General features: G+C 47.6%; 21 protein-coding genes. All 21 read right to left on the bottom strand.

The genetic code is table 11. The annotated features are described in order from the left end of the window. Positions 1–10: 10 nt before the first annotated feature. Complete coding sequence (gene cooS / locus MCG98_RS08520) at positions 11–1,894, bottom strand: anaerobic carbon-monoxide dehydrogenase catalytic subunit (RefSeq protein ID WP_240301596.1); 1,884 nt, start codon at positions 1,892–1,894, stop codon at positions 11–13. Positions 1,895–2,001: 107 nt separating this feature from the next. Further along, the gene (gene radA, locus MCG98_RS08515) at positions 2,002–3,363 is read right to left on the bottom strand and encodes a DNA repair protein RadA (RefSeq protein WP_240301595.1); all 1,362 of its coding nucleotides are present in this window, start codon (positions 3,361–3,363) and stop codon (positions 2,002–2,004) included. Positions 3,364–3,445: 82 nt separating this feature from the next. Next, the gene (locus MCG98_RS08510; RefSeq protein WP_240301594.1) at positions 3,446–3,859 is read right to left on the bottom strand and encodes an endosialidase; all 414 of its coding nucleotides are present in this window, start codon (positions 3,857–3,859) and stop codon (positions 3,446–3,448) included. 104 nt (positions 3,860–3,963) lie between these two features. Then, on the bottom strand, positions 3,964–6,417 hold the full coding sequence (locus MCG98_RS08505) for an ATP-dependent Clp protease ATP-binding subunit (RefSeq protein WP_240301593.1): 2,454 nt from the start codon (positions 6,415–6,417) through the stop codon (positions 3,964–3,966). A 14-nt stretch (positions 6,418–6,431) separates the two neighbouring features. Beyond that, a complete protein-coding gene (locus MCG98_RS08500; RefSeq protein ID WP_240301592.1) occupies positions 6,432–6,809 on the bottom strand; it encodes a GntR family transcriptional regulator in 378 nt (125 codons plus the stop codon). 199 nt (positions 6,810–7,008) lie between these two features. After that, the gene (gene cysK / locus MCG98_RS08495) at positions 7,009–7,941 is read right to left on the bottom strand and encodes a cysteine synthase A (RefSeq protein WP_240301591.1); all 933 of its coding nucleotides are present in this window, start codon (positions 7,939–7,941) and stop codon (positions 7,009–7,011) included. 87 nt (positions 7,942–8,028) lie between these two features. Further along, a complete protein-coding gene (purD, locus tag MCG98_RS08490) occupies positions 8,029–9,300 on the bottom strand; it encodes a phosphoribosylamine--glycine ligase (protein ID WP_240301590.1) in 1,272 nt (423 codons plus the stop codon). Further along, entirely contained in the window at positions 9,297–9,965 is a 669-nt protein-coding gene (gene purN, locus MCG98_RS08485) for a phosphoribosylglycinamide formyltransferase (RefSeq protein ID WP_240301589.1), read from the bottom strand. Before purN ends, purD begins: the two co-directional genes overlap by 4 nt. Continuing rightward, positions 9,959–10,984 (bottom strand): phosphoribosylformylglycinamidine cyclo-ligase, encoded by a 1,026-nt coding sequence (gene purM, locus MCG98_RS08480; RefSeq protein ID WP_345891712.1) that lies wholly within the window; start codon positions 10,982–10,984, stop codon positions 9,959–9,961. The genes purN and purM overlap by 7 nt, the downstream gene beginning before the upstream one ends. Before the next feature lie 25 nt (positions 10,985–11,009). Beyond that, on the bottom strand, positions 11,010–11,174 hold the full coding sequence (locus MCG98_RS08475) for a hypothetical protein (RefSeq protein ID WP_240301587.1): 165 nt from the start codon (positions 11,172–11,174) through the stop codon (positions 11,010–11,012). 43 nt (positions 11,175–11,217) lie between these two features. Then, entirely contained in the window at positions 11,218–11,724 is a 507-nt protein-coding gene (purE, locus tag MCG98_RS08470) for a 5-(carboxyamino)imidazole ribonucleotide mutase (RefSeq protein WP_240301586.1), read from the bottom strand. 57 nt (positions 11,725–11,781) lie between these two features. After that, a complete protein-coding gene (locus tag MCG98_RS08465; protein ID WP_240301585.1) occupies positions 11,782–13,869 on the bottom strand; it encodes an aminopeptidase in 2,088 nt (695 codons plus the stop codon). Then, on the bottom strand, positions 13,862–14,452 hold the full coding sequence (locus tag MCG98_RS08460; RefSeq protein WP_240301584.1) for an HD domain-containing protein: 591 nt from the start codon (positions 14,450–14,452) through the stop codon (positions 13,862–13,864). Before MCG98_RS08460 ends, MCG98_RS08465 begins: the two co-directional genes overlap by 8 nt. A 2-nt stretch (positions 14,453–14,454) precedes the next feature. Beyond that, the gene (locus MCG98_RS08455; protein ID WP_240301583.1) at positions 14,455–14,772 is read right to left on the bottom strand and encodes a hypothetical protein; all 318 of its coding nucleotides are present in this window, start codon (positions 14,770–14,772) and stop codon (positions 14,455–14,457) included. Further along, entirely contained in the window at positions 14,756–15,229 is a 474-nt protein-coding gene (locus MCG98_RS08450; RefSeq protein WP_240301582.1) for a VanZ family protein, read from the bottom strand. The genes MCG98_RS08455 and MCG98_RS08450 overlap by 17 nt, the downstream gene beginning before the upstream one ends. A gap of 59 nt (positions 15,230–15,288) precedes the next feature. After that, positions 15,289–15,441 (bottom strand): hypothetical protein, encoded by a 153-nt coding sequence (locus MCG98_RS08445; protein ID WP_240301581.1) that lies wholly within the window; start codon positions 15,439–15,441, stop codon positions 15,289–15,291. Between the two features lie 14 nt (positions 15,442–15,455). Continuing rightward, positions 15,456–16,133, bottom strand: coding sequence for an orotate phosphoribosyltransferase (gene pyrE / locus MCG98_RS08440; protein ID WP_240301580.1), 678 nt, complete (start codon positions 16,131–16,133; stop codon positions 15,456–15,458). 347 nt (positions 16,134–16,480) lie between these two features. After that, entirely contained in the window at positions 16,481–17,383 is a 903-nt protein-coding gene (locus MCG98_RS08435) for a dihydroorotate dehydrogenase (RefSeq protein ID WP_240301579.1), read from the bottom strand. Beyond that, on the bottom strand, positions 17,380–18,153 hold the full coding sequence (locus tag MCG98_RS08430; protein ID WP_240301578.1) for a dihydroorotate dehydrogenase electron transfer subunit: 774 nt from the start codon (positions 18,151–18,153) through the stop codon (positions 17,380–17,382). Before MCG98_RS08430 ends, MCG98_RS08435 begins: the two co-directional genes overlap by 4 nt. A 6-nt stretch (positions 18,154–18,159) precedes the next feature. Beyond that, on the bottom strand, positions 18,160–19,092 hold the full coding sequence (pyrF, locus tag MCG98_RS08425) for an orotidine-5'-phosphate decarboxylase (protein ID WP_240301577.1): 933 nt from the start codon (positions 19,090–19,092) through the stop codon (positions 18,160–18,162). Between the two features lie 11 nt (positions 19,093–19,103). After that, a complete protein-coding gene (locus tag MCG98_RS08420) occupies positions 19,104–20,384 on the bottom strand; it encodes a dihydroorotase (protein WP_240301576.1) in 1,281 nt (426 codons plus the stop codon). Between the last annotated feature and the right edge of the window lie 3 nt (positions 20,385–20,387).

Raw genomic sequence — 20,387 nt, 5'->3', positions numbered from 1 at the left:
CCATCCCCTCCTAAATATTCAGGGCGGTACGTCTCTCCTGAATAATCTCGTCGAGAATCTCTGCACTCTGTGCCGCATCAGAATTGATGATCACCTGTCCGCCGGTCAGCTGCTTCATATCCTCTGTCAAAACCTTAACCGCCACTTCACTTCCGGTGACAAACGGAGGAAGTCCCAAATGGAGCGGCAGGCCGAGCGCAAGACCGAATGAGCCGTCTGCCAGTGCCTGTTCTTCCAGCCACTGTGGTGCCGAGAGCACAAGCGGAAGCTGTGGAAGATCTACACCGAGTTCAGCTGCGATCTCAGTTGCAACGATCTCCAGACGACCAATTGCCAGACATGGGCCGAAATTGAGAACCGGGGGAATCCCGAGTTTCTTACAGACTGCTCTCAGTTTCGGTCCTGCAAGTTCGGCTGCTTCCGGTGTCATCAGGCCACAGTTCTCGATCCCCCCCGATGAACATCCTGCTGTCAGGACAATAATGTCTTTTGCAATCAATTCTTTCGTGAGCTCCACGCTCAGTACATCATGACCACCGGCTGTCAGATTCGAGCATCCCACAACGCCTGCGATCCCTTTGATATCGCCCGATACAATCAGATCGATCAAAGGTTTCCAGGTTCCTCCCAGAAATCCTTTCAGTGAACCCTCACTAACACCGGTAAGAGAATGATCATTTCCATGATCTTTCATCAGATCAAGTTTCACGCCTGCCCGACGCTCTTTGTACGCATCCACAATCTTATCAATGATCGTGTCACTTAAGTTCTCTCTGTTTTCAAAATCAAACGGTATGTATTCTGCATTCGCCTTTTTCGCCACGTCATCCAGGCAGATCTGTTTGATCTTCAGTTCTTCGCAAATTGGCTCGATGCCTGGAAGTGTACAGTTAAATTCAGACAACACCGCATCGATCGCTCCAGTTGCCAATACCGCTTCGCTCGTATAATTATTTCCTGCATGACCGTCAAACACTTCTGTATAATGACTCCCGCGAAGCTGCAGATCCTGACCCACACAGGTACATCCAACCAGCTTAAATCCTTTCGCACCGGCAGCCTGCGCTTTTGCAACGGCTTCTTTGCTCGTCAGACGTTCCTGCAGATCCACGAACATTGTATGCTGATGCCCCGTGATCATAATATTGATATAATCCGGATCAATCACACGCAGTCCAACGGGCGCCATACGCAGCTCCGGTTCACCAAGCAGCACATCGTTCAGAAGGTTTGTCAGGGTAAGTCCATAGATACCTGTGGATATCCCAAGCTTCAGACAATCAACCAGCATGTCAACCGGGTCGGAATTCAGGTTAGTTGAAGTCTTCACCACGCCATGGAACACCTCAGATTTTGCTCCTCCAGGCATGATGCCAAGCTCTTTCCAGCGCTCAACACGCGGCTTATATGCAACCTTTTCAACGAGTTCCATCTTCTCATATTCCGGTTTATAGAGATCTGTCAGAACAGCATCCGCAACTGCCTGTGCTTTCTCATAATTGTCATTTCCTGTTATTCCGAACAGTTCACAGAGCCGGTTCAGTGCATGTAACCCCTTTAATTCACCCTTCGCCTGTGCAGTCTTTTTCAAATTCAATGCTGTATTTTCAATCACATGGATATAACACCCTGATCCTGCTGCGACGGCCCTGAGAAAATTCCTTGTCACGATCGTATCAGCATTTGCTCCGCAGATTCCCCGCGGTGATTTCGGTGTGATGCGGCACGGACCATTGGAACACAGACGGCAACAGACACCCTGAAGCCCAAAATTACATTTTGTTTTCTGTGTATCCACACGGTGATGAGAGGTTTCCATTGGCAAGCTGCGGATAAATTCCTCTAACGGTTTATCTGCGCTTTTACAAGTATTACATCCAAAGCACTGATTCATTTTAATTCCTCCTGTTTCTTAACTTTTTTTGTCCACTTTCAATTCAAAAAATAACTGCTAGTCAGCTGATGTTTGTATTTTACCATTCTTAACCTTTTTAGTCAAGTTTATTTTATGGCAGATATTGCATCTTTTATATTCTCCACAAAGATCAGGCGTAACCCTGATACTTCTTTCACTGCCGCCCTGCACACTTTGGGCAGGATTACCGTCTCAAATCCAAGTTTTTTAGCCTCCTGTACTCTCTGTGGCGCCATGCTGACAGCGCGGACTTCCCCACTCAGTCCTACCTCACCAAAAGCAACTACGCTTTCCGGAATCACAATGTCACGATAACTCGAAGCAATCGCAAGAAGAATTCCAAGATCGATCGCCGGCTCTGTCATCTTGATCCCTCCGGCTATATTGACATATGCATCACTGTCAGAAAGGTTCATGCCGCCCCGCTTTTCCAGAACAGCCATCAAAAGGTTCACGCGGTTAAAATCCGTTCCCGCAGCTGTCCTTCTTGGTATTCCAAAATTACTCCTGCAAACCAGTGCCTGAACTTCAATCAGTATCGGTCTGGTCCCCTCCATGGAACATGCTACTACAGACCCCGATGCTCCCTCAGGTTTCCCGTTCAGCATGAACTCCGAAGGATTTTTCACCTCTGCGAGACCTGTCGAACACATCTCAAATACTCCGATTTCATTCGTTGAACCAAAACGGTTTTTCACACTGCGCAAAATACGGTAGGAAGCGTGGCGGTCACCTTCAAAATATAAGACAGTATCAACCATATGTTCCAGCACCCTCGGACCAGCCACATTTCCATCCTTCGTCACATGCCCGACGATAAAAACAGAAACACCCATCCCTTTCGCGATCTGCATCAGTGCAGCCGTCGATTCACGAACCTGTGAAACACTGCCCGGAGCTGAACTCACCTCCTCATCGTACATTGTCTGAATGGAGTCAATAATCAGTACATCCGGTTTCTGCTGTTCCACAGTGCTCCTGATATCCGTCAGGTTTGTCTCACACAGCAGAAGCATATATTCATTAAAGCTGCCGATTCTCTGTGCACGCAGTTTAATCTGTGCCAGAGACTCCTCACCCGAAATGTACAATACTTTCTTTTGCTGTTCAGCAATCTGCCTGCATACCTGAAGGAGCAGTGTTGACTTGCCGATTCCCGGGTCTCCGCCCACAAGCGTCATCGAGCCCTGTACGATTCCTCCTCCGAGAACCCTGTCCAGCTCTCCGATTTTAGTGTGAAGGCGTTCTTCCGTTTCTGTCTGAATCCGTGACAGCTGTACCGGCTCCACATGATTCCTTCTGCCAGCCGTTTTTCCGGAGGTCCGTTCCGCCACCGGTTCTTCCACTAATGTATTCCACTCCCTGCACCCGGGACACTGTCCCATCCATTTCGCGGATTCATATCCACAGTTTTGACAGAAAAATATTGTCTTTCTCGCTTTCGCCATACCCTTTCCTCTCCGTTTCCATATCGCTCCAAAAAGGGCTGTTGCATTCACAACAGCCCCGTAACCCTCTTTTATTTATTGATCATACCTTTTCAATCTTCACCGATACTCTGTCAACCTCTGCAAGTTCCACACTGAAGGAAAGTTTTCCGCCAAGGTTCGTCTTAATCCGGTCGATTTCTTTGCCGTCCAGAATGATACCATATTCCGTATCAGCCTCCATCTCAACCGTGATCTGTGCGTCTTCCGCCCCTTCCACAAAAAACTCCATGCCGTTTTCCTGCAACATCAGATTCGTCACTGTCGTTCCCGGAACTGACTCATATACGAATATCCCGTTTCTTTCCATTTTCGTAATTTCTGAAAAGGTTTTTACCTTATATACATCTCCATTACACTCAAAATCGGAAACCTTTGATTTCGTATCCAGTTCATAATTACCGAAACTGATCGTACCGTTTTCCTCTGCGCGAATTAATTCTTTAATTGTTGACATAATATGTCCTCCTGGAATCTAGTCTGTAGTGTCTTTTTAGGAATATTTCATCTGATTGTTCTCTTTTTATCCCCTTTCATTATATAATAAAAGGCCTGTTTATGCTAGTCAGTAACATAAAATTTAATTTCTTTTTTCTGTACGCCTACGCTTACCGTATCTCCGGCTTTGATACGCCCGTTCAATATCTCCTCCGCCATCGTATCCTCTATTTTATTCTGAATCGCCCGCTTCAGCGGTCTGGCTCCGTACTTACTGTCAAATCCCTCCTCCGCAAGATAATCTTTGACAGACGAACGAACTTTCAGCGTGATATTCATCTGTATCTGACAGCGTTCCTGAAGATTTTTCAGCAGAATGCTGACGATTCTCTTTATGTGCTCCCTGTTCAGCGCGTGGAATACAATAATCTCGTCAATTCGATTCAGGAATTCCGGCTTGAACATCCGGCGCACTTCTTCCATAACACCACTCTTCATATATTCATAATCTTTCTTCTCGTCATCACCCGACGTAAAACCGAGTTTCTTTGGTTCCATGATCGCCTGTGCTCCGGCGTTTGATGTCATGATGATACAAGTCTGTTTAAAGTCCACTTTACGTCCCTGTGCATCCGTAATGTGCCCATCATCCAGAACCTGCAGCAGAATGTTAAAGACATCTGGATGGGCTTTTTCGATCTCATCAAACAGAATCACGCTGTATGGATTCCTGCGTACTTTTTCACTCAGCTGCCCTCCCTCTTCGTATCCGACGTAGCCTGGAGGAGAGCCGATCAGCTTTGATACACTGTGTTTTTCCATGTACTCAGACATATCCACACGTATCATTGCCTGCTCACTGCCAAAAACCGCCTCCGCAAGTGCTTTGGAGAGTTCGGTCTTACCGACTCCTGTAGGTCCCAGAAACAGGAAGGATCCGATTGGCCTGTTCGGATCCTTCAGGCCGACTCTGCCCCTTTTAATAGCCTTAGCCACTGCAGACACCGCCTCCTCCTGTCCGATCACACGTTTGTGGAGAATCGTTTCAAGCTTTGCAAGCCTTTTTGTCTCCTCCTCCTGCAGCTGCTGAACCGGTATTTTAGTCCACCCCGATACAATATCTGCAACAGACTCCGCACAAACCTGCTGCGGTTTACTTTTCATATTTTTTCTAAGACGTCCTTCCGCTGCTTTTTTCTTCTTCTCCAGCGCCGCCTGTACTTTCTGCAGTTCTTTTGCAAGCTCAAAATCTCCCTGCTTCACTGCCTCTTCTTTCTTCATCTGTATCTCATCCAGCCGCCTGTCAGCGTCTGCACTCTTTTTAGATGTTCCAAATCCCGCCAGCTGTACCTTCGAAGCGGCCTCGTCTATGAGATCTATCGCTTTATCCGGCAGAAACCGGTCATTAATATAGCGCACTGACATACTGACAGCCGCCTCCAGCGCCTCATCCGAGATTTCCACTCCGTGATGTGCTTCATAATATGGGCGAAGTCCTTTCAGAATCTCCAGTGTCTCCTCCGCTGTCGGTTCTTCAACCATGACCGGCTGGAACCTTCTTTCCAAAGCCGCGTCTTTTTCAATATACTTTCTATATTCCTCTATCGTGGTAGCACCTATCATCTGAATCTCACCGCGTGACAGAGACGGTTTCAGGATGTTCGATGCATCCAGCGCACCTTCCGCCCCACCGGCACCGATGATCGTATGAAGTTCATCAATAAACAGCAGAATATCCCGGTTTCCGGCTACTTCTTTCACCACATTTTTTATACGCTCCTCAAACTCACCGCGATATTTTGATCCTGCTACCATACCGGATAAATCCAGTACAACAACACGCTTGTTCAGCATCGCCTCCGGCACATCGCCGTCTACAACTCTCTGCGCAAGACCTTCTGCTATCGCTGTCTTGCCCACTCCCGGTTCCCCGATCAGGCAGGGGTTATTCTTTGTCCGCCTGCTCAAAATCTGAATCACCCGGTCCATCTCGTGCTGACGTCCCACAACCGGATCCAGTTCCCTGCGGCGTGCCATCTCCGTCAGATCCCTGCTGTACTGATCCAGTGTCGGCGTCACCGCCGCCTGGCCTTCTCTGGAAGATTTAGCATTAGCCATCTCCTCTTTGATCTGCGCAGGATTTTCTCCCATCGCGATCAATAGTTCCATATACAGTTTCTGAATGCTGATTCCCATGGTATGGAGCAGCCGTGTAGCGACACAATCTGTTTCCTTTATCATCGAGATTAAAATGTGCTCCGTTCCGGTCTTTTCTGACTGGAAAGATACCGCCTCCCGGCCGGCTCCTTCCAGAACCTGTTCTGCGCGTTTTGAATATTCCACAGAGGAATCCAGCATTACACTTCCCGGTGTGGAGATAAACCGCTCAATATAACCTCTGAGGTTCTTTTCTTCCACTCCCATATCAGCAAGTACTCTGCCGGCTGTTCCTTCTTTCTCCATCACCAATCCAAGCAGCAGGTGCTCTGTCCCGATATAATTCTGCTGACACTCACGTGATGCTTTGCGCGCACACTGCAGTGCGCTGTGCGCCTGTTCCGTATACTGTTCTCTCATGTAGGCCCTCCTGCTTATTTATATTCTTCAAATATCTCATCAATCAATGCATGCACTTCTTCTTTTGATATATTTTTACACCAGCCCTTTGCCAGTGCAACTATAAGCTCATCTTTCAGTTCCTCCAGTGCTATGATCTTGTCTGTATCGATACTGACAACCGCACCCTTTCTTCTGTCTATACTCACAAATCCTTCCTGCTTTAGGACAGTATAAGCTTTATTTACCGTGTGCATATTGATTCCGATTCCATCTGCCAGCTGCCGGACGGACGGAAGTGTCTCTCCCTCGTGTATCCTCGATGTTGCAATCCCCAGGATAATCTGATTCCGTAGCTGCATATAAATGGCTTCTTCACTGCTAAAATCAATATGGATCATCTCTATAAGCATCGTATCACCCTGCTTTCTTTCTCTCCTATACATTACACTTGTCAGCTTTTGTTATAGAAATAATATAACAATTGCCACTAAATTTCAAGTCCCAAAAGCTGGGCAAGTAAGATTACGTCCCGGCACAATTTCCTGTCAATCAACAAAATGGGGGTATCGCCGAGTGTTTATTGACGCTATCCCCATTGTATCTGTACTCTTATTCATTTTCAAACAGAGGCGTGGAAAAATACCGTTCAGCCGTATCCGGCAGTACCGTTACAACCGTTTTCCCTTTCCCCAGTTTTTTTGCAAGTTTCAGCGCTGCTGCAACATTTGTACCGCTGGAAATCCCACACATTAGTCCTTCTTTTCTGGCAAGGTCTTTTGCTGTCTGAATCGCTTCTTCATCTGTAACGACATATATATCATCATAAATCTGCTGATTGAGGATTGCAGGTATCAGTCCGTCACCAATTCCCATCTGCAGATGTGTTCCGATCGTTCCTCCTGCCAGTATTGCGGCATTCTCAGGCTCTACTGCCCATATCGTAATATTCGGGTTCAACGCCTTCAGAACTTCTCCGATGCCGGTTATCGTCCCTCCGGTTCCAATCCCTGAACAGAACCCGTGTATCGGCCCGGCAACCTGTTCCAGTATCTCCAGCCCCGTATGATGGCGGTGCACCATAGGATTTGCCGGATTCTCAAACTGCTGCGGCACGAATACATTCGGATCTTCCTTCGCCATGTTAAGCGCTGTCTGAAGGCATTCGTCGATACATTCTCCAATATTCCCAGCATCATGGACCAGTTTTACCTCGGCTCCGTAATGCTGAACCAGCTTCCTGCGCTCTTCGCTGACAGAATCCGGCATGATGATGATCGTCCGATACCCCTTTACTGCACCGATCAGAGAAAGTCCAATGCCCTGGTTTCCGCTTGTCGGTTCCACAATAATGGTATCCTTTGTCAGAAGTCCCTGCTTTTCTGCCTCTTCAATCATGTTGAAAGCCGTACGGGTTTTGATAGATCCTCCCACATTCAGTCCCTCAAATTTTACCAGAACCTCTGCATTTTCAGGGCTGTTCATGTGGTTCAGCCTGATCATCGGAGTATGCCCGATCGCTTCTAATACATTGTTGTATATCATCTTCGTAGTCCCTTCTGCCTGTGCGGCAGTTTTATTATATTTAATTCGCCTTCCGGCAAATTGGTGCGAGTTTGCACCGAACGTACATTACGCCTCGTCAATCGCCTTTCCGATATCATTGCGGTAATATTTATTTTCAAATTCCACAAGTTTTATGGCTTCATAAGCATTCGCACGGGCATCTTTCAGATCTTTTCCCTTCGCTGTGACCCCGAGTACCCTTCCCCCGTTCGTCACAATGCCCTTCTTGGTCCTCTTTGTTCCGGCATGGAATACGTAATAGCCTTCTTTGTCTTTAAACCTTTCCAGTCCGCTGATCACAAATCCCTTTTCATAAGCAACGGGATATCCCTCAGATGCCAGCACAACACAGACGGCTGCATTGTCTTCAAACTGCAGGTCAACCTGATCCAGAGTACCGTCAACACACGCCTCCACAACCTCAATGATATCATTTTTCATACGCGGAAGTACAACCTGAGCTTCCGGGTCGCCAAAACGAGCGTTGTATTCCAGAACCTTCGGTCCCTCCTCAGTCAGCATCAGCCCAAAGAAAATGATTCCCTTAAATTCTCTTCCTTCCGAAGCCATCGCATCAACCGTTGCCTGGTAAATATATTTATTACAAAATTCATCCACTTCATCCGTGTAGAAAGGACTTGGAGAAAATGTACCCATTCCACCGGTATTAAGACCCTGGTCACCGTCTTTTGCACGTTTGTGATCCTGTGCGGATGTCATCGTCCTGATCGTCTTTCCATCGACAAAAGAAAGAACCGAAACCTCACGCCCGGTCATAAATTCTTCAATGACCATAGTATTTCCGGCAGTACCGAACTTTTTGTCCAGCATGATGGATTTCACGCCGTCCCTGGCCTCCTGAAGTGTATTACAGATCAGCACACCTTTGCCGAGTGCCAGTCCGTCTGCCTTCAGGACGATCGGGAATTTTGCCGTTTCCAGATAGGCCAGTGCCTGTTCGGGATCCTCAAAATTCTCATACGCTGCTGTCGGTATATTATATTTCTTCATCAGATCTTTCGAAAAAGCCTTGGAACCTTCCAGGACCGCTGCATTCTTTCTCGGTCCGAACACACGCAGACCTTCTGCTTCAAATACATCTACAATACCGCCCACAAGCGGATCATCCATTCCAACAATCGTAAGGTCTATCTCCTCTTCTTTTGCAAATGCTGCCAGTTTCTCAAATTCCATAGCTCCGATATCCACACAGCTCGCATACTCTTCAATGCCGGCATTGCCCGGAGCACAGTAAATTTTATCCACGCCGGGACTCATCGACACCTTCCATGCAATCGCATGTTCTCTTCCGCCGCTTCCAATTATAAGAACCTTCATCTATCCGTCTCCTTCATACTTTCCTCTACAGTACCCGCTGCAGCTTTCATGCGAACAATTCCATTTTTGATTTCCAGCTTATCATTTGCAATCAGGTCAATGGCCCTGGGCATGATCATCCATTCAGCTTCTTCCATCACACGTCTCTGCAGAACTTCCGGCGTATCGCCGTCTCGCACTTCAACAGCCTTCTGAAGAATGATGGGTCCTGTATCTGTACCTTCATCTACAAAATGTACCGTGGCACCCGTCACCTTAACTCCGCGTGCAAGCACACCCTCATGAACCTTAAGCCCATAATACCCTGTACCGCAGAATGACGGAATCAGCGCCGGATGAATATTAATGATTTTGTTCGGAAACGCGCGCACGATGCTCTGTGGTATCACTATCAGGCAGCCCGCAAGTACGATCAGGTCGGCATTTTGCTTCTGCAAGGTCTGAAGCAGTGCATCATGAAACGCTTCCCTTGAATCATAATCTTTTGGTGAAACACAGATTGCGCGGATTCCGTGCTGCCTTGCCCTCTCAAGCGCATAGGCGTCCGCGTTGTTGCTGATCACAGCTTCAATTTCTGTATTGGTGATCGTCTCATTAGCGATCCCATCGATAATGGCCTGCAGATTGGTACCCCCTCCGGATACCAGAACTGCTAATCTCAGCATAATGACACTCCTTTTTCCCCGGGTTCAATCCGTCCGATCTGATACGGCTCTTCCCCTGCAGCTCTCATTGCTTCCATCGCCTTAGCAACATCTGCAGGATCAACTGCCACGATCATGCCAATCCCCATATTGTAGGTGTTATACATCATCTTCTCCTCGATCTGGCCTTTGTCTGCCAGCATTTTGAAGATTGGAGGAACAGGATAACTGTCTTTTTCGATAACCGCACATACATCATCTTTCAGCATACGCGGAACATTCTCATAAAATCCGCCGCCTGTAATGTGGCTACACGCTTTTATTCTCACTCCGGCTTTCTTGATTTCCTTGAGTGCCTTTACATAAATCTTGGTCGGGGCAAGAAGAGCCTCTCCCAGAGTTTTACCAAGCTCTTCATGATAGGTTTCCAGAGACTCCTTCGTAATTTCGAAAACTTTTCTGACCAGTGAGAAACCATTGCTGTGTACCCCGGAAGATGCCATTCCAATCAGAACATCGCCTGCTTTCAGTTCTTTTCCTGTAATAAGATCCTTTTCATCTACGACGCCCACTGCAAATCCCGCAAGATCATATTCGTCTTCCGGATAAAATCCCGGCATCTCTGCAGTCTCCCCTCCGATCAGTGCTGCCTCAGACTGTTCACATCCGCTGGCAACTCCTTTGACGATCTGGGCAATTTTCTCAGGAACATTCTTCCCGCATGCAATATAATCCAGGAAGAACAGCGGTTCACCGCCGGCACACGCAATGTCATTCACACACATCGCAACGCAGTCTATTCCAACCGTATCATGTCTGTCCATCACAAACGCCAGTTTCAGTTTTGTTCCGACACCGTCTGTCCCGGACACAAGAGTTGGTTTTTCCATATTTTTGAACGCACTCATGGAAAAAGCACCGGAAAACCCTCCAATATTTGTCAGTACTTCCGGGCGCATCGTTTTCTTTATATGTTCTTTCATGAGCTCTACAGATTTATATCCGGCTTCAATGTCCACACCCGCTTTTTTATAATCCATCATTTGTTTACCGTCCTTTTCTCATTTACTGTGAAAGTCCCGGACAACAGCCATAGCCGACGTGTGCCTGCACACGCAATGTCATGGATATTGGCCGGGCAAGCCGGTATGAGTAAGCAGGGCTGCTGCCCGGATTACAGATGCCGGCGGCAGTTGCGGGAGCGCACAGCGCGGAGCAACCGACTTTCATTTATTGTGGTCTGCGCCAGCAGACATGTCCGTCTGGTCAGACTTTATTTGGTGTAATTCTTATATCCCACTTCCTGCAGTTTCGCATCTTTTGCCACAACCTGATCTTTCAGTTCAGCAGAGTACGCTTTCACTTTTGCAAGCAGTTCCGGATCAGATGTTCCAAGAATCTTTGCAGCAAGGATTCCGGCATTTGCTCCGCCGCCTATCGCTACCGTTGCCACCGGAATCCCGGACGGCATCTGTACGATCGAATACAGAGAATCTCTTCCGCCGAGAGAGGTCGTATGCATCGGGATACCGATAACCGGCATCGGGAAAATAGCCGCACACATCCCCGGGAGATGAGCTGCCATACCTGCCCCCGCGATGATCACCTTAAAACCTTTTTCTTCTGCAGTTTTCGCATATTCAAAAAACACATCCGGTTCTCTGTGCGCAGAAATAATCGTCATTTCATAATCAATCCCAAATTTCTCCAGCATATCTGCTGCTTTCGCCATGATCGGCATATCTGAGTCACTTCCCATTACAATTCCTACTCTAGCCATTTTGTTCTCCTTTTCCTTTGCATAGACGCTGTTTATTTAATATTCTACTAGACCCGTTTAATGGTTGTCAACCGCTAAAAACGGAAGGTTCAGTTCCGTGGTCCCCGGCAGGGTAAAACGCCCGTTCTCAATTACCGGAACCGGTGCCTTTCCTTCTGACATTATGTGTATGAATTCCAGTTCTTCGTACGGTATTGTGATGTCTGTGTGACACCCGAAATACGCATCCCCCGGATTCTCCTTCCGTTTGCTGGAGACTTCGTTATCCCGGGCAGCGATCTCTTTGCCGTCCGGATTATATACCGGCGTATCCTCTGACCAGCTGTAACACGTATCACCTACAGCAAAATGCGGTCCCATCTTCTCCGCGATCAATATCGGCAGTTTATCCGCAATGCCGTATTTCTCCGCCATAACATATGCCGTAGTATTGGTACCGATCGCAAATTCTCCCATTGGCAGACTTTTGTGCTGATACAGTATATTCTCGCGGATCAGTGTCCTGCCGGCCTCTTCATTGTCAAAATTTCCGCAGCCATAATCCTCAATCATGCCATCCTTAAATACAAACCACAGATCCCTGTACTCCAGTCCATTCAGGAACACACGGGTTACGTGAAGCAGGCCATTGGTTCCCTCAAGCACAGGAGATGTGAATACCTCTCCAACCGGTATATTTACATCCGCTACACAATTCTCAAAAATGGTCTGCTTTGCGGGATCGGCAAGCCGGTACAGCTGGACAGTAAGATTGGTCCTGTTCCCATTTCTTCCCCTGATATGCACAAAGCTTCCTGCATCCAGTGCATCGATCAGGGTCTGCTGAATCCGCTGGTACTGCTTATAATCCAGCGTATTGATCTTTACTGTCTCCCTGAAAATCTCCTCGTAATCTTTGCCGATTTCAGGAACCGGGTAGGCAATGATAGTAAAACTGCGTTCTTCACCTATAATGTAACGGTTTGTAATCTGCGCCGACTCCATATCAAAACGCACTTTCAGGTTCTGCTGCTTCTCGGTGAGTGTATAGCAGCTTTCCTTACTTACCGGTGAAAACGGCTCTTCTCCGAAGACTTCTATGACCGCAGGACCGGCATGCGTATTCGCCAGCTTCTTATTGGCCTCAAAAGAACTCTGAAGCGCCCGCAGCTTCTTCTGCACCATTTCATCGGTCAGATAAAGGGCTGCATCATTTCTATGATCATATTCATACTGCTGATTCGGAATTCCTCCGTAATAACCAATGCGCAGATGCTGCCTTTTATTAATAAGGTGTACTGCACTCCTGTAGATCACAGGCTTTAACCCCATCTCCGAAAACTGAAGGATCGCCGCACGGACCATACGCTCAAATCCCAGGCAATACCGAATGTTTACCGTCTTCTTTTTAGAAAGATCAATTCCGCTGTTTACGAAACCGATCCGGTACCCCTCTGTAAATGTCCGCGCCATCTGATCAATTTCCTGCTGCGGCAGCGTATTCAGAAACTCTGCCGTTCGCTTCTCATTTTCAGAAATATACTCTCCGAACAGATAAAGATATCTCAGGTCCGTAAGGTCAGATTTCATAATGATCTCAGCAGCAAAATTCAGGCTGGGATCTACCATCTCACGCACTCTGTAGTCCATCATGTCATCACAGTAATCTCTGATAAAACTGTAGATGATCGCGCGGATTGCCTCGGCAGCCGGCAGCTCCTCATCTGAAAATGCAGTATAAACTTCCAAAAATAATTCACAGAGAATGGTGATGTCATACACACGTTCCTCGAAAGCTAACACGATACAGCCTCTCATCTGGCTGTACAGGGCACACAGCTCTCGCCCGTACTCTGTCCCGAGACTGGCGGCTGCATAGTCCGGATTCGCATAGGACACATCATAATTGCCCGGAAGGATATCCTCATACAGAACATGGTTCCATTCTCCCAGCGCTTCCATGGTCATCCTTTTCAACGCACCATTTTCCTTCAGTTCAAGCAGTCCAAAGATCTGCTGCATGACTGCTGCTGTTTTGATAAAGTAGTTTCTGTACGGAACAGGGACAACACTTTCTGAAGGAATCTGTTCAATCCTGTCTTTGGCAAGTTCCCATCTTTCTATTAAAATCTCATCCAAATCTGTCACCTCAGTCATCTTACTCATCGATGATCGCTCCCGCTTCCACATTGCGCTCAATCATCTGTTTCATATATTTCCAAATTCCAGCAGACCCCTGCTCAGTTTTTTCATTGCGTTTTAGAATCTGAGACTTTTTCACCTGATGTTCTTTCCAGTCGTTTCCTCCATTCGCATCATTTAAAGTCAATGGCTGAAAATTGTCAAGTACATGGGCAAATAATGCTTCCGGGGTCTCGTATGCTTCAAATTCTTCCCACAGTTCCCGAAGCTCCCGTTCCTGGTCTTCGGGAAGAAGTCCAAAAATGCGGTCTGCTGCTTTTTCCTCGCGCTGACGCTTTGTCTCATTTCCGGCATCATCATATGCATAGGTATCTCCGGCATCAATTTCAACCAGGTCATGGATCAGCAGCATTTTGATCACTCTCAGCTGGTCTACTTCCTGATTTGCATGCTCGCTGAGCAGAAATGCCATTAATGCCATATGCCAGGAGTGTTCCGCATCATTCTCATTTCTTCCATGACCGGACAGATGTGTCTGACGAAAAATATTTTTTGCCTTATCTGCTTCCAGCATAAATGCTGCCTGTTTTTCTAATCGTTCATTCATATTCAGGATACTCCTATCAGAAACAGTGCCAGCCATAATACCGCCAGTACACCGTTTATCAACGACCCGGCCGTGCTTGACCGGTGATTCTTATGCTTCTCTTTGAAACTGCCAAGTCCTGTGATGAACCCGGCAGCCGCCATCAGGATTCCTGTCAGCCCAAGGGTGCCTACATAAATCCCGGCTTTTCCTGCAAGCACAAATGATATCAGCACCGCAGCCAGGAAAAGCAGTCCGGATATAGCAGCCATCCACAGAGCAGCCCGTCCACCCTCGGCTTCTTCCTCAAGGGCAAGTTTATATCTATAGCGTTTTGCCATACTTCCATCTCCTTATCGCATTGCAGATTGAAAACAGCAGGTAACCCAGAACTGCTCCGGCTGTATTCAATAATAAATCATCCACATCAAAACTCCCGACTTTTCCGATCAGCTGCAGAGTTTCCACAGACAGGCTCAGCAAAAATCCCATAACGCCTGTCAGCAACAGGTTAGGACGCTTTTTGCTTAGAATCGGCAGGATAAATCCAAAGGGCAGAAACCCTACTACGTTTCCCACCAGATTCAGCAGTACTGCCTGCATGCCCAGCTGCTCCCTGTAAATCCAGAAACGTTTGATTTCCTTAAACAGGATCAGATTGTACCGGTAATCCTCTTCTATCCAGTTTTTACGTCCATACCATTCCGAAAAAAACAGAAAGTACAGCAGCAGGATCAGATAAAGGATAAAAAGAATCCAGCCTGCTGTCCGGATCCGCCGCTTGGTCTTTGTTTTCACACCCGCTCCTCAACATATGAAACTGCCTCAATCGCAATTGAGACAGTTCATGAATTTCATTATATGGTTACCTTATACTTCTCTTTTAAAAGCCGGGCGCCGCCAACAATCATTAGAATTCCAGTAACGACACCTGTGACCACCACGATGATCCCAAGGGCGATACTGCCGCCTCCGACACGTGACATGGTCCTGTATGTCTTTTCGTTCATCCGTATCCCTCCGTCTATTCCAGTACTCCATATTGCTCATAATATGCATCAATTGCTGTCTTTAATGAGTCATCAATGATAATTTTGCCGTTATACTCACGATTATACAGATGTTCCGTAACTTCTTCCATTGTTACGATCGCAGTAGTCTTAAGTTCATATTTTTCTTCAATTTCTCTAAGTGCGCTTTTTGTACCCTTTCCGCGTTCCATTCGATCCACTGATACTACAAGCCCAACTGGGTCAACGTCCCCCTGCGCCCTGATGATCGGCAGGGTTTCTTCAATCGATGTCCCGGCTGTCGTTACGTCTTCAATGATCACCACACGATCCCCATCCTGAATCGGACTTCCGAGCAGAATTCCAGTGTCTCCGTGATCTTTCACCTCTTTCCGGTTGGAACAGTACCGGATATCTTTATCATAAAGTTCGCTGATCGCCATAGATGTGGCAACTGACAGCGGGATCCCTTTGTAAGCCGGTCCAAACAGCACATCAAAATCCAATCCAAAACTTTCTTTCACCGCTCTCGCATAATATCCGCCCAGTCTCCGCAGCTGTGCTCCTGTTCTGTAAAATCCGGTGTTCACAAAAAACGGAGTCTTTCTTCCGCTTTTGGTTACAAAATCTCCGAACTTCAAAACGCCGCAGTCTACCATAAACTCAATAAACTCTCTCTTATAATTCTCCATGGGCTCAATTTCTCCTTATTCATTTCCTGCCATTAGGTAATTGCCAAATATCTTTCCCATTTTATCACATATCACCCGCGTTTTCAATCAATCGCGATACTTAATTGGCAGAACTCTTACTGATTTGCTTCCCCGTGATCGTTGGGCCCTCATGCCTTGCTGACAGACGACTTTCTACATACTATAGTGAAAACGAAGACTTGTTATCACATCCCTGCAGTTTTACCTGAGCATGTGCGGCAACTCTTCAAGAAAAGACGTGGAACCGGCACCGGAAAAACACGACCTCCTCACACAAATATGGAAGCAGCCGGACACACGCAAATTCCGGCTGCTTTTTCTTCCGCTTATCTCACTGCACCAATCAATTCCCTGATATCCTTTATTTTGTGTTTCTCCATGTATGCTTCCAGCCCGTCTATAATCTCTGTTGTCGCATATGGGTTCGTGAAATTGGCTGTTCCTACGGACACGGCAGTGGCACCCGCCAGAATAAATTCGAGCGCATCCTCTGCTGTTACTATACCGCCCATACCAATAATGGGAACCTTCACCACATTCGCCACCTGATAGACCATCCGCACTGCGACTGGTTTGATGGCAGGACCGGAGAGCCCGCCCGTTTTATTCGCGATCGCAAATGTCCTTCTGTTTACATCTATTTTCATGCCGGTCAGTGTATTGATCAGAGAAAGTACATCGGCACCGCCCGCCTCCGCAGCCCTTGCCATCTCCGTAATGTCCGTCACATTCGGACTCAATTTCATGATGACAGGATGCCTCGCACGTTTTTTCACTTCAGCAGTGATCGCTTCCACTGCTTTGGGGTCCTGACCGAAGGCGATACCGCCTTCCTTGACATTCGGGCATGAGATATTGATCTCCATCATATCAATCTTTTCATCCGACAGACGCTCCACAACCTCACAGTAGTCTTCGGTCGTCTTTCCACAGACATTTACGATGATTCGTGTGTCAAACTGACTGAGAAATGGCAGGTCACGTTCGCAGAAGACATCGATACCCGGATTCTGAAGACCGATCGCATTCAGCATTCCTCCGCATGTCTCGGCTATCCTGGGAGTCGGATTCCCGGACCACGGGGTATTTGCAACTCCCTTCGTCACAACCGCACCCAGCCGGTTCAGGTCAACAAATTCGCTGTATTCCGTGCCAGACCCGAAAGTTCCTGACGCCGTCATAACCGGATTTAACAGCTCTACACCTGCCAGATTTACCCTCATACTCATAATTCCACCTCCGAAGCCAGGAAGACCGGTCCGTCTTTACAGATCCGTTTATTGTGAACGCGAGAATGCCCGTCCACTTCTTTCGACTGACAGACACACGCAAGGCATGCCCCCACGCCGCAGGCCATCTTCTCTTCCATCGAAATCCAGCATGGTATATTCTGTTCAGCTGCATACTGCTTGACAGCTCTGAGCATAGGTGTCGGTCCGCAGGCAAAAACCAGATCTGCCGTGAGCCCCTGTTCACGCACCGCATCCAGAACGGTACCTTTTGTCCCTGCACTTCCGTCTTCTGTCGCAATATATACCTCACAGAGCCCTTTAAGTTCTTCCTGCAGAAATAAAACATCGCGGTACCCTGCAACTGCTACTGTCCCGCTGGATTCCAGCTCTCTCGCAGTCTGAACCATCGGAGGGATGCCAATACCCCCGCCCATCAGCATCACGCGTTTGCCTCGGGCTTCGTCAACAGGAAACCCATTGCCGAGCGGTCCAAGTACGGGAATCACGTCCCCCTCCCTCAGCAGTGAAAATTCTCTGGTTCCTTCGCCCGCGATCCTGTATACCAGCCGCAGTCTTCCCTGCGATCTGTCAATCTCACATATACTGATCGGTCTTGGCAGCATTCGGCTTTTATCTTTGCTGTAGAGCGACACAAACTGTCCGGCAGCAGCTGCCCCTGCTATCCTGTCAGTCTGAATCCACATGCTGAAAATATTGGGCGCAATCTCTTTCTGCTCCACAATCGTACAATTTTCTTTTCTCTTCATCTGTTGTTATCTCCCGCTGTTTTTTAACGCACCGTCGATATCCGCAGCCATATCATTTACCGCGCACCGCGCAGCATCCGCAAAATTTTCAGCTCCCAGATGCTTATACACTTCCTGCTTATATGCCGCAATGATCCCCCGGGAAGAATTCACGATCGCCCCCAGTCCGTCCTCATTAAAGAAATGGACGAGGTCAGCACCTTTTCCACCCTGAGCGCCATACCCGGGCACCAGAATAAAGGTCTTCGGCATCAGTTTACGCAGGACTTTACCCATTTCCGGATAAGTAGCCCCGACAACCGCACCGACATAACTGTACGTATCACCCATACAGGAGGCTCCCCACTGCGCGACCTTCTCTCCGACCAGCTCATAGAGCGGCCGGCCATCTACAAGCTGATCCTGGAACTCTCCGCTAGACGGATTGGAGGTCTTCACCAGTATAAACAGCCCCTTCTTTTCTTCCTGACACACCTTAATAAACGGTTTTACACCGTCAGACCCCAGATAGGGATTTACCGTTGCGAAATCCTCGTCAAAACCATAATACGACTTTCTGCCTATCTGCACCTTCCCAAGATGTCCCACCGCATACGCTTCAGAAGTAGAACCGATATCCCCTCTCTTGATATCGCCGATGACGACCAGGTCTTTTCCATGACAGTAGTCCACTGTTTTCTTAAACGCAGTCAGTCCCGGAAGCCCAAACTGTTCATACATGGCGATCTGCGGCTTCACAGCCGGAATCAGATCATACGTTGCGTCAACGATTGCCTTGTTGAACTGCCATACTGCTTCCGCAGCACCTTCCAGAGTTTCTCCGTATTCTGCATACGCTTTCTGCTGGATGTGTTCCGGAATATAAGAAAGCATCGGGTCAAGACCTACAACAATCGGTGCATTCGTTTTCTTTATTTTATCTATCAGTTTATTTATCATATATTCCTCCGCTATTTTGCCTCATATACTATTTTTCCGCCGCAGATCGTATATCTGACCTCGCCGTTTACTTTTCGTCCGTGAAATGGTGTATTTTTGCTCTTTGACACAAATGTGCATGCATCTATGATATATTCCGCATTTGGATCGATGATTACCACATCTGCTTCTTTTCCCACCGCAAGCGATCCCCTGTTTTCCAGCTTCAGAATCCTGGCAGGATTGTAACTCATCTTCTCTGCCATCTGCATCGGCGTGATGACACCCGGTTTTACAAGTTCGGAGATCGTCAGCGCAACACACGTCTCCAGTCCCACGATGCCGAACGGCGCATCCCGCATGCTTCCACTCTTTTCTGCATGTCTGTGCGGAGCATGATCCGTACTGATCACATCAAATACATCGTCTTTCAGCCCCTGCTTCAGTGCATCCACATCCTCTTTTGTACGCAAAGGAGGATTCATCTTATAATTGCTGTTTCCCTCTTTAATATCCTCTGAAGTCAGGGTAAAATGATGCGGACATACTTCGGCAGTCACTTTCTGACCGTCTTCCTTCGCATTACGCATCATCAATTCACTGTTCTTCGTAGAACAGTGGCACAGATGCAGCCTGCAGCCCGTATCAAATGACATAAAGATATCTCTGGCGATGATGACATCCTCCACTGAGTTGCTGATGCCCGGCAGCCCTAACTTCTTTGCCACCTCATCATCATTCAGACAGCCGCCATTCGCCATATTAATATCCTCGCAGTGTGCGAGTATCGGAATATCATACTGTGCAGCAATTTTCATTGCCTCCAGATACAGGTGGGAATTCATTACTGTTTTCCCATCCTCACTCAGAGCCGGTATCCCCACTCTGATCATTCCCTCCAGATCTGCCAGTTCCTCGCCCTTCTGTCCTTTTGTGATCGCTCCCGTCTGAAGCACGTGGATCGGCGAGCACTGCAGCGCTTTATTGATCACGTAACTGACCCTCGTCGGTTCATCTATCACAGGCTTCGTATTCGGCATGGCTACGATCGTTGTAAATCCACCCTTTGCAGCAGCTTTAGAACCGGTTTCAACATCCTCTTTATGTGTCTGTCCCGGGTCCCGGAGATGTACGTGCATATCAATCAATCCGGGCATCACATAACATCCCCTGGCGTCAATGACTTTCTTTGCCTTTTTTCTGATCGTCGGCTGCACATCTGCGATCTTTCCATCCTCAATATACAGGTCCGCCTTTTCATCCAGTTTTGTATCCGGATCGATGATCCTTCCGTTTTTAATCAAAATATCCATATT

Source organism: Ruminococcus sp. OA3 (assembly GCF_022440845.1).
Lineage (GTDB): Bacteria > Bacillota > Clostridia > Lachnospirales > Lachnospiraceae > Ruminococcus_G.
This window is presented reverse-complemented; position numbering and strand designations above follow the sequence as displayed.

Bases quoted from the DNA above. Each gene is read 5' to 3' on its own strand.
- cooS (WP_240301596.1), bottom strand. From the start codon at position 1,894: ATGAATCAGTGCTTTGGATGTAATACTTGTAAAAGCGCAGATAAACCG.
- radA (WP_240301595.1), bottom strand. From the start codon at position 3,363: ATGGCGAAAGCGAGAAAGACAATATTTTTCTGTCAAAACTGTGGATAT.
- MCG98_RS08510 (WP_240301594.1), bottom strand. From the start codon at position 3,859: ATGTCAACAATTAAAGAATTAATTCGCGCAGAGGAAAACGGTACGATC.
- MCG98_RS08505 (WP_240301593.1), bottom strand. From the start codon at position 6,417: ATGAGAGAACAGTATACGGAACAGGCGCACAGCGCACTGCAGTGTGCG.
- MCG98_RS08500 (WP_240301592.1), bottom strand. From the start codon at position 6,809: ATGCTTATAGAGATGATCCATATTGATTTTAGCAGTGAAGAAGCCATT.
- cysK (WP_240301591.1), bottom strand. From the start codon at position 7,941: ATGATATACAACAATGTATTAGAAGCGATCGGGCATACTCCGATGATC.
- purD (WP_240301590.1), bottom strand. From the start codon at position 9,300: ATGAAGGTTCTTATAATTGGAAGCGGCGGAAGAGAACATGCGATTGCA.
- purN (WP_240301589.1), bottom strand. From the start codon at position 9,965: ATGCTGAGATTAGCAGTTCTGGTATCCGGAGGGGGTACCAATCTGCAG.
- purM (WP_345891712.1), bottom strand. From the start codon at position 10,984: ATGGATTATAAAAAAGCGGGTGTGGACATTGAAGCCGGATATAAATCT.
- MCG98_RS08475 (WP_240301587.1), bottom strand. From the start codon at position 11,174: ATGAAAGTCGGTTGCTCCGCGCTGTGCGCTCCCGCAACTGCCGCCGGC.
- purE (WP_240301586.1), bottom strand. From the start codon at position 11,724: ATGGCTAGAGTAGGAATTGTAATGGGAAGTGACTCAGATATGCCGATC.
- MCG98_RS08465 (WP_240301585.1), bottom strand. From the start codon at position 13,869: ATGAGTAAGATGACTGAGGTGACAGATTTGGATGAGATTTTAATAGAA.
- MCG98_RS08460 (WP_240301584.1), bottom strand. From the start codon at position 14,452: ATGAATGAACGATTAGAAAAACAGGCAGCATTTATGCTGGAAGCAGAT.
- MCG98_RS08455 (WP_240301583.1), bottom strand. From the start codon at position 14,772: ATGGCAAAACGCTATAGATATAAACTTGCCCTTGAGGAAGAAGCCGAG.
- MCG98_RS08445 (WP_240301581.1), bottom strand. From the start codon at position 15,441: ATGAACGAAAAGACATACAGGACCATGTCACGTGTCGGAGGCGGCAGT.
- pyrE (WP_240301580.1), bottom strand. From the start codon at position 16,133: ATGGAGAATTATAAGAGAGAGTTTATTGAGTTTATGGTAGACTGCGGC.
- MCG98_RS08435 (WP_240301579.1), bottom strand. From the start codon at position 17,383: ATGAGTATGAGGGTAAATCTGGCAGGTGTAGAGCTGTTAAATCCGGTT.
- MCG98_RS08430 (WP_240301578.1), bottom strand. From the start codon at position 18,153: ATGAAGAGAAAAGAAAATTGTACGATTGTGGAGCAGAAAGAGATTGCG.
- pyrF (WP_240301577.1), bottom strand. From the start codon at position 19,092: ATGATAAATAAACTGATAGATAAAATAAAGAAAACGAATGCACCGATT.
- MCG98_RS08420 (WP_240301576.1), bottom strand. From the start codon at position 20,384: ATGGATATTTTGATTAAAAACGGAAGGATCATCGATCCGGATACAAAA.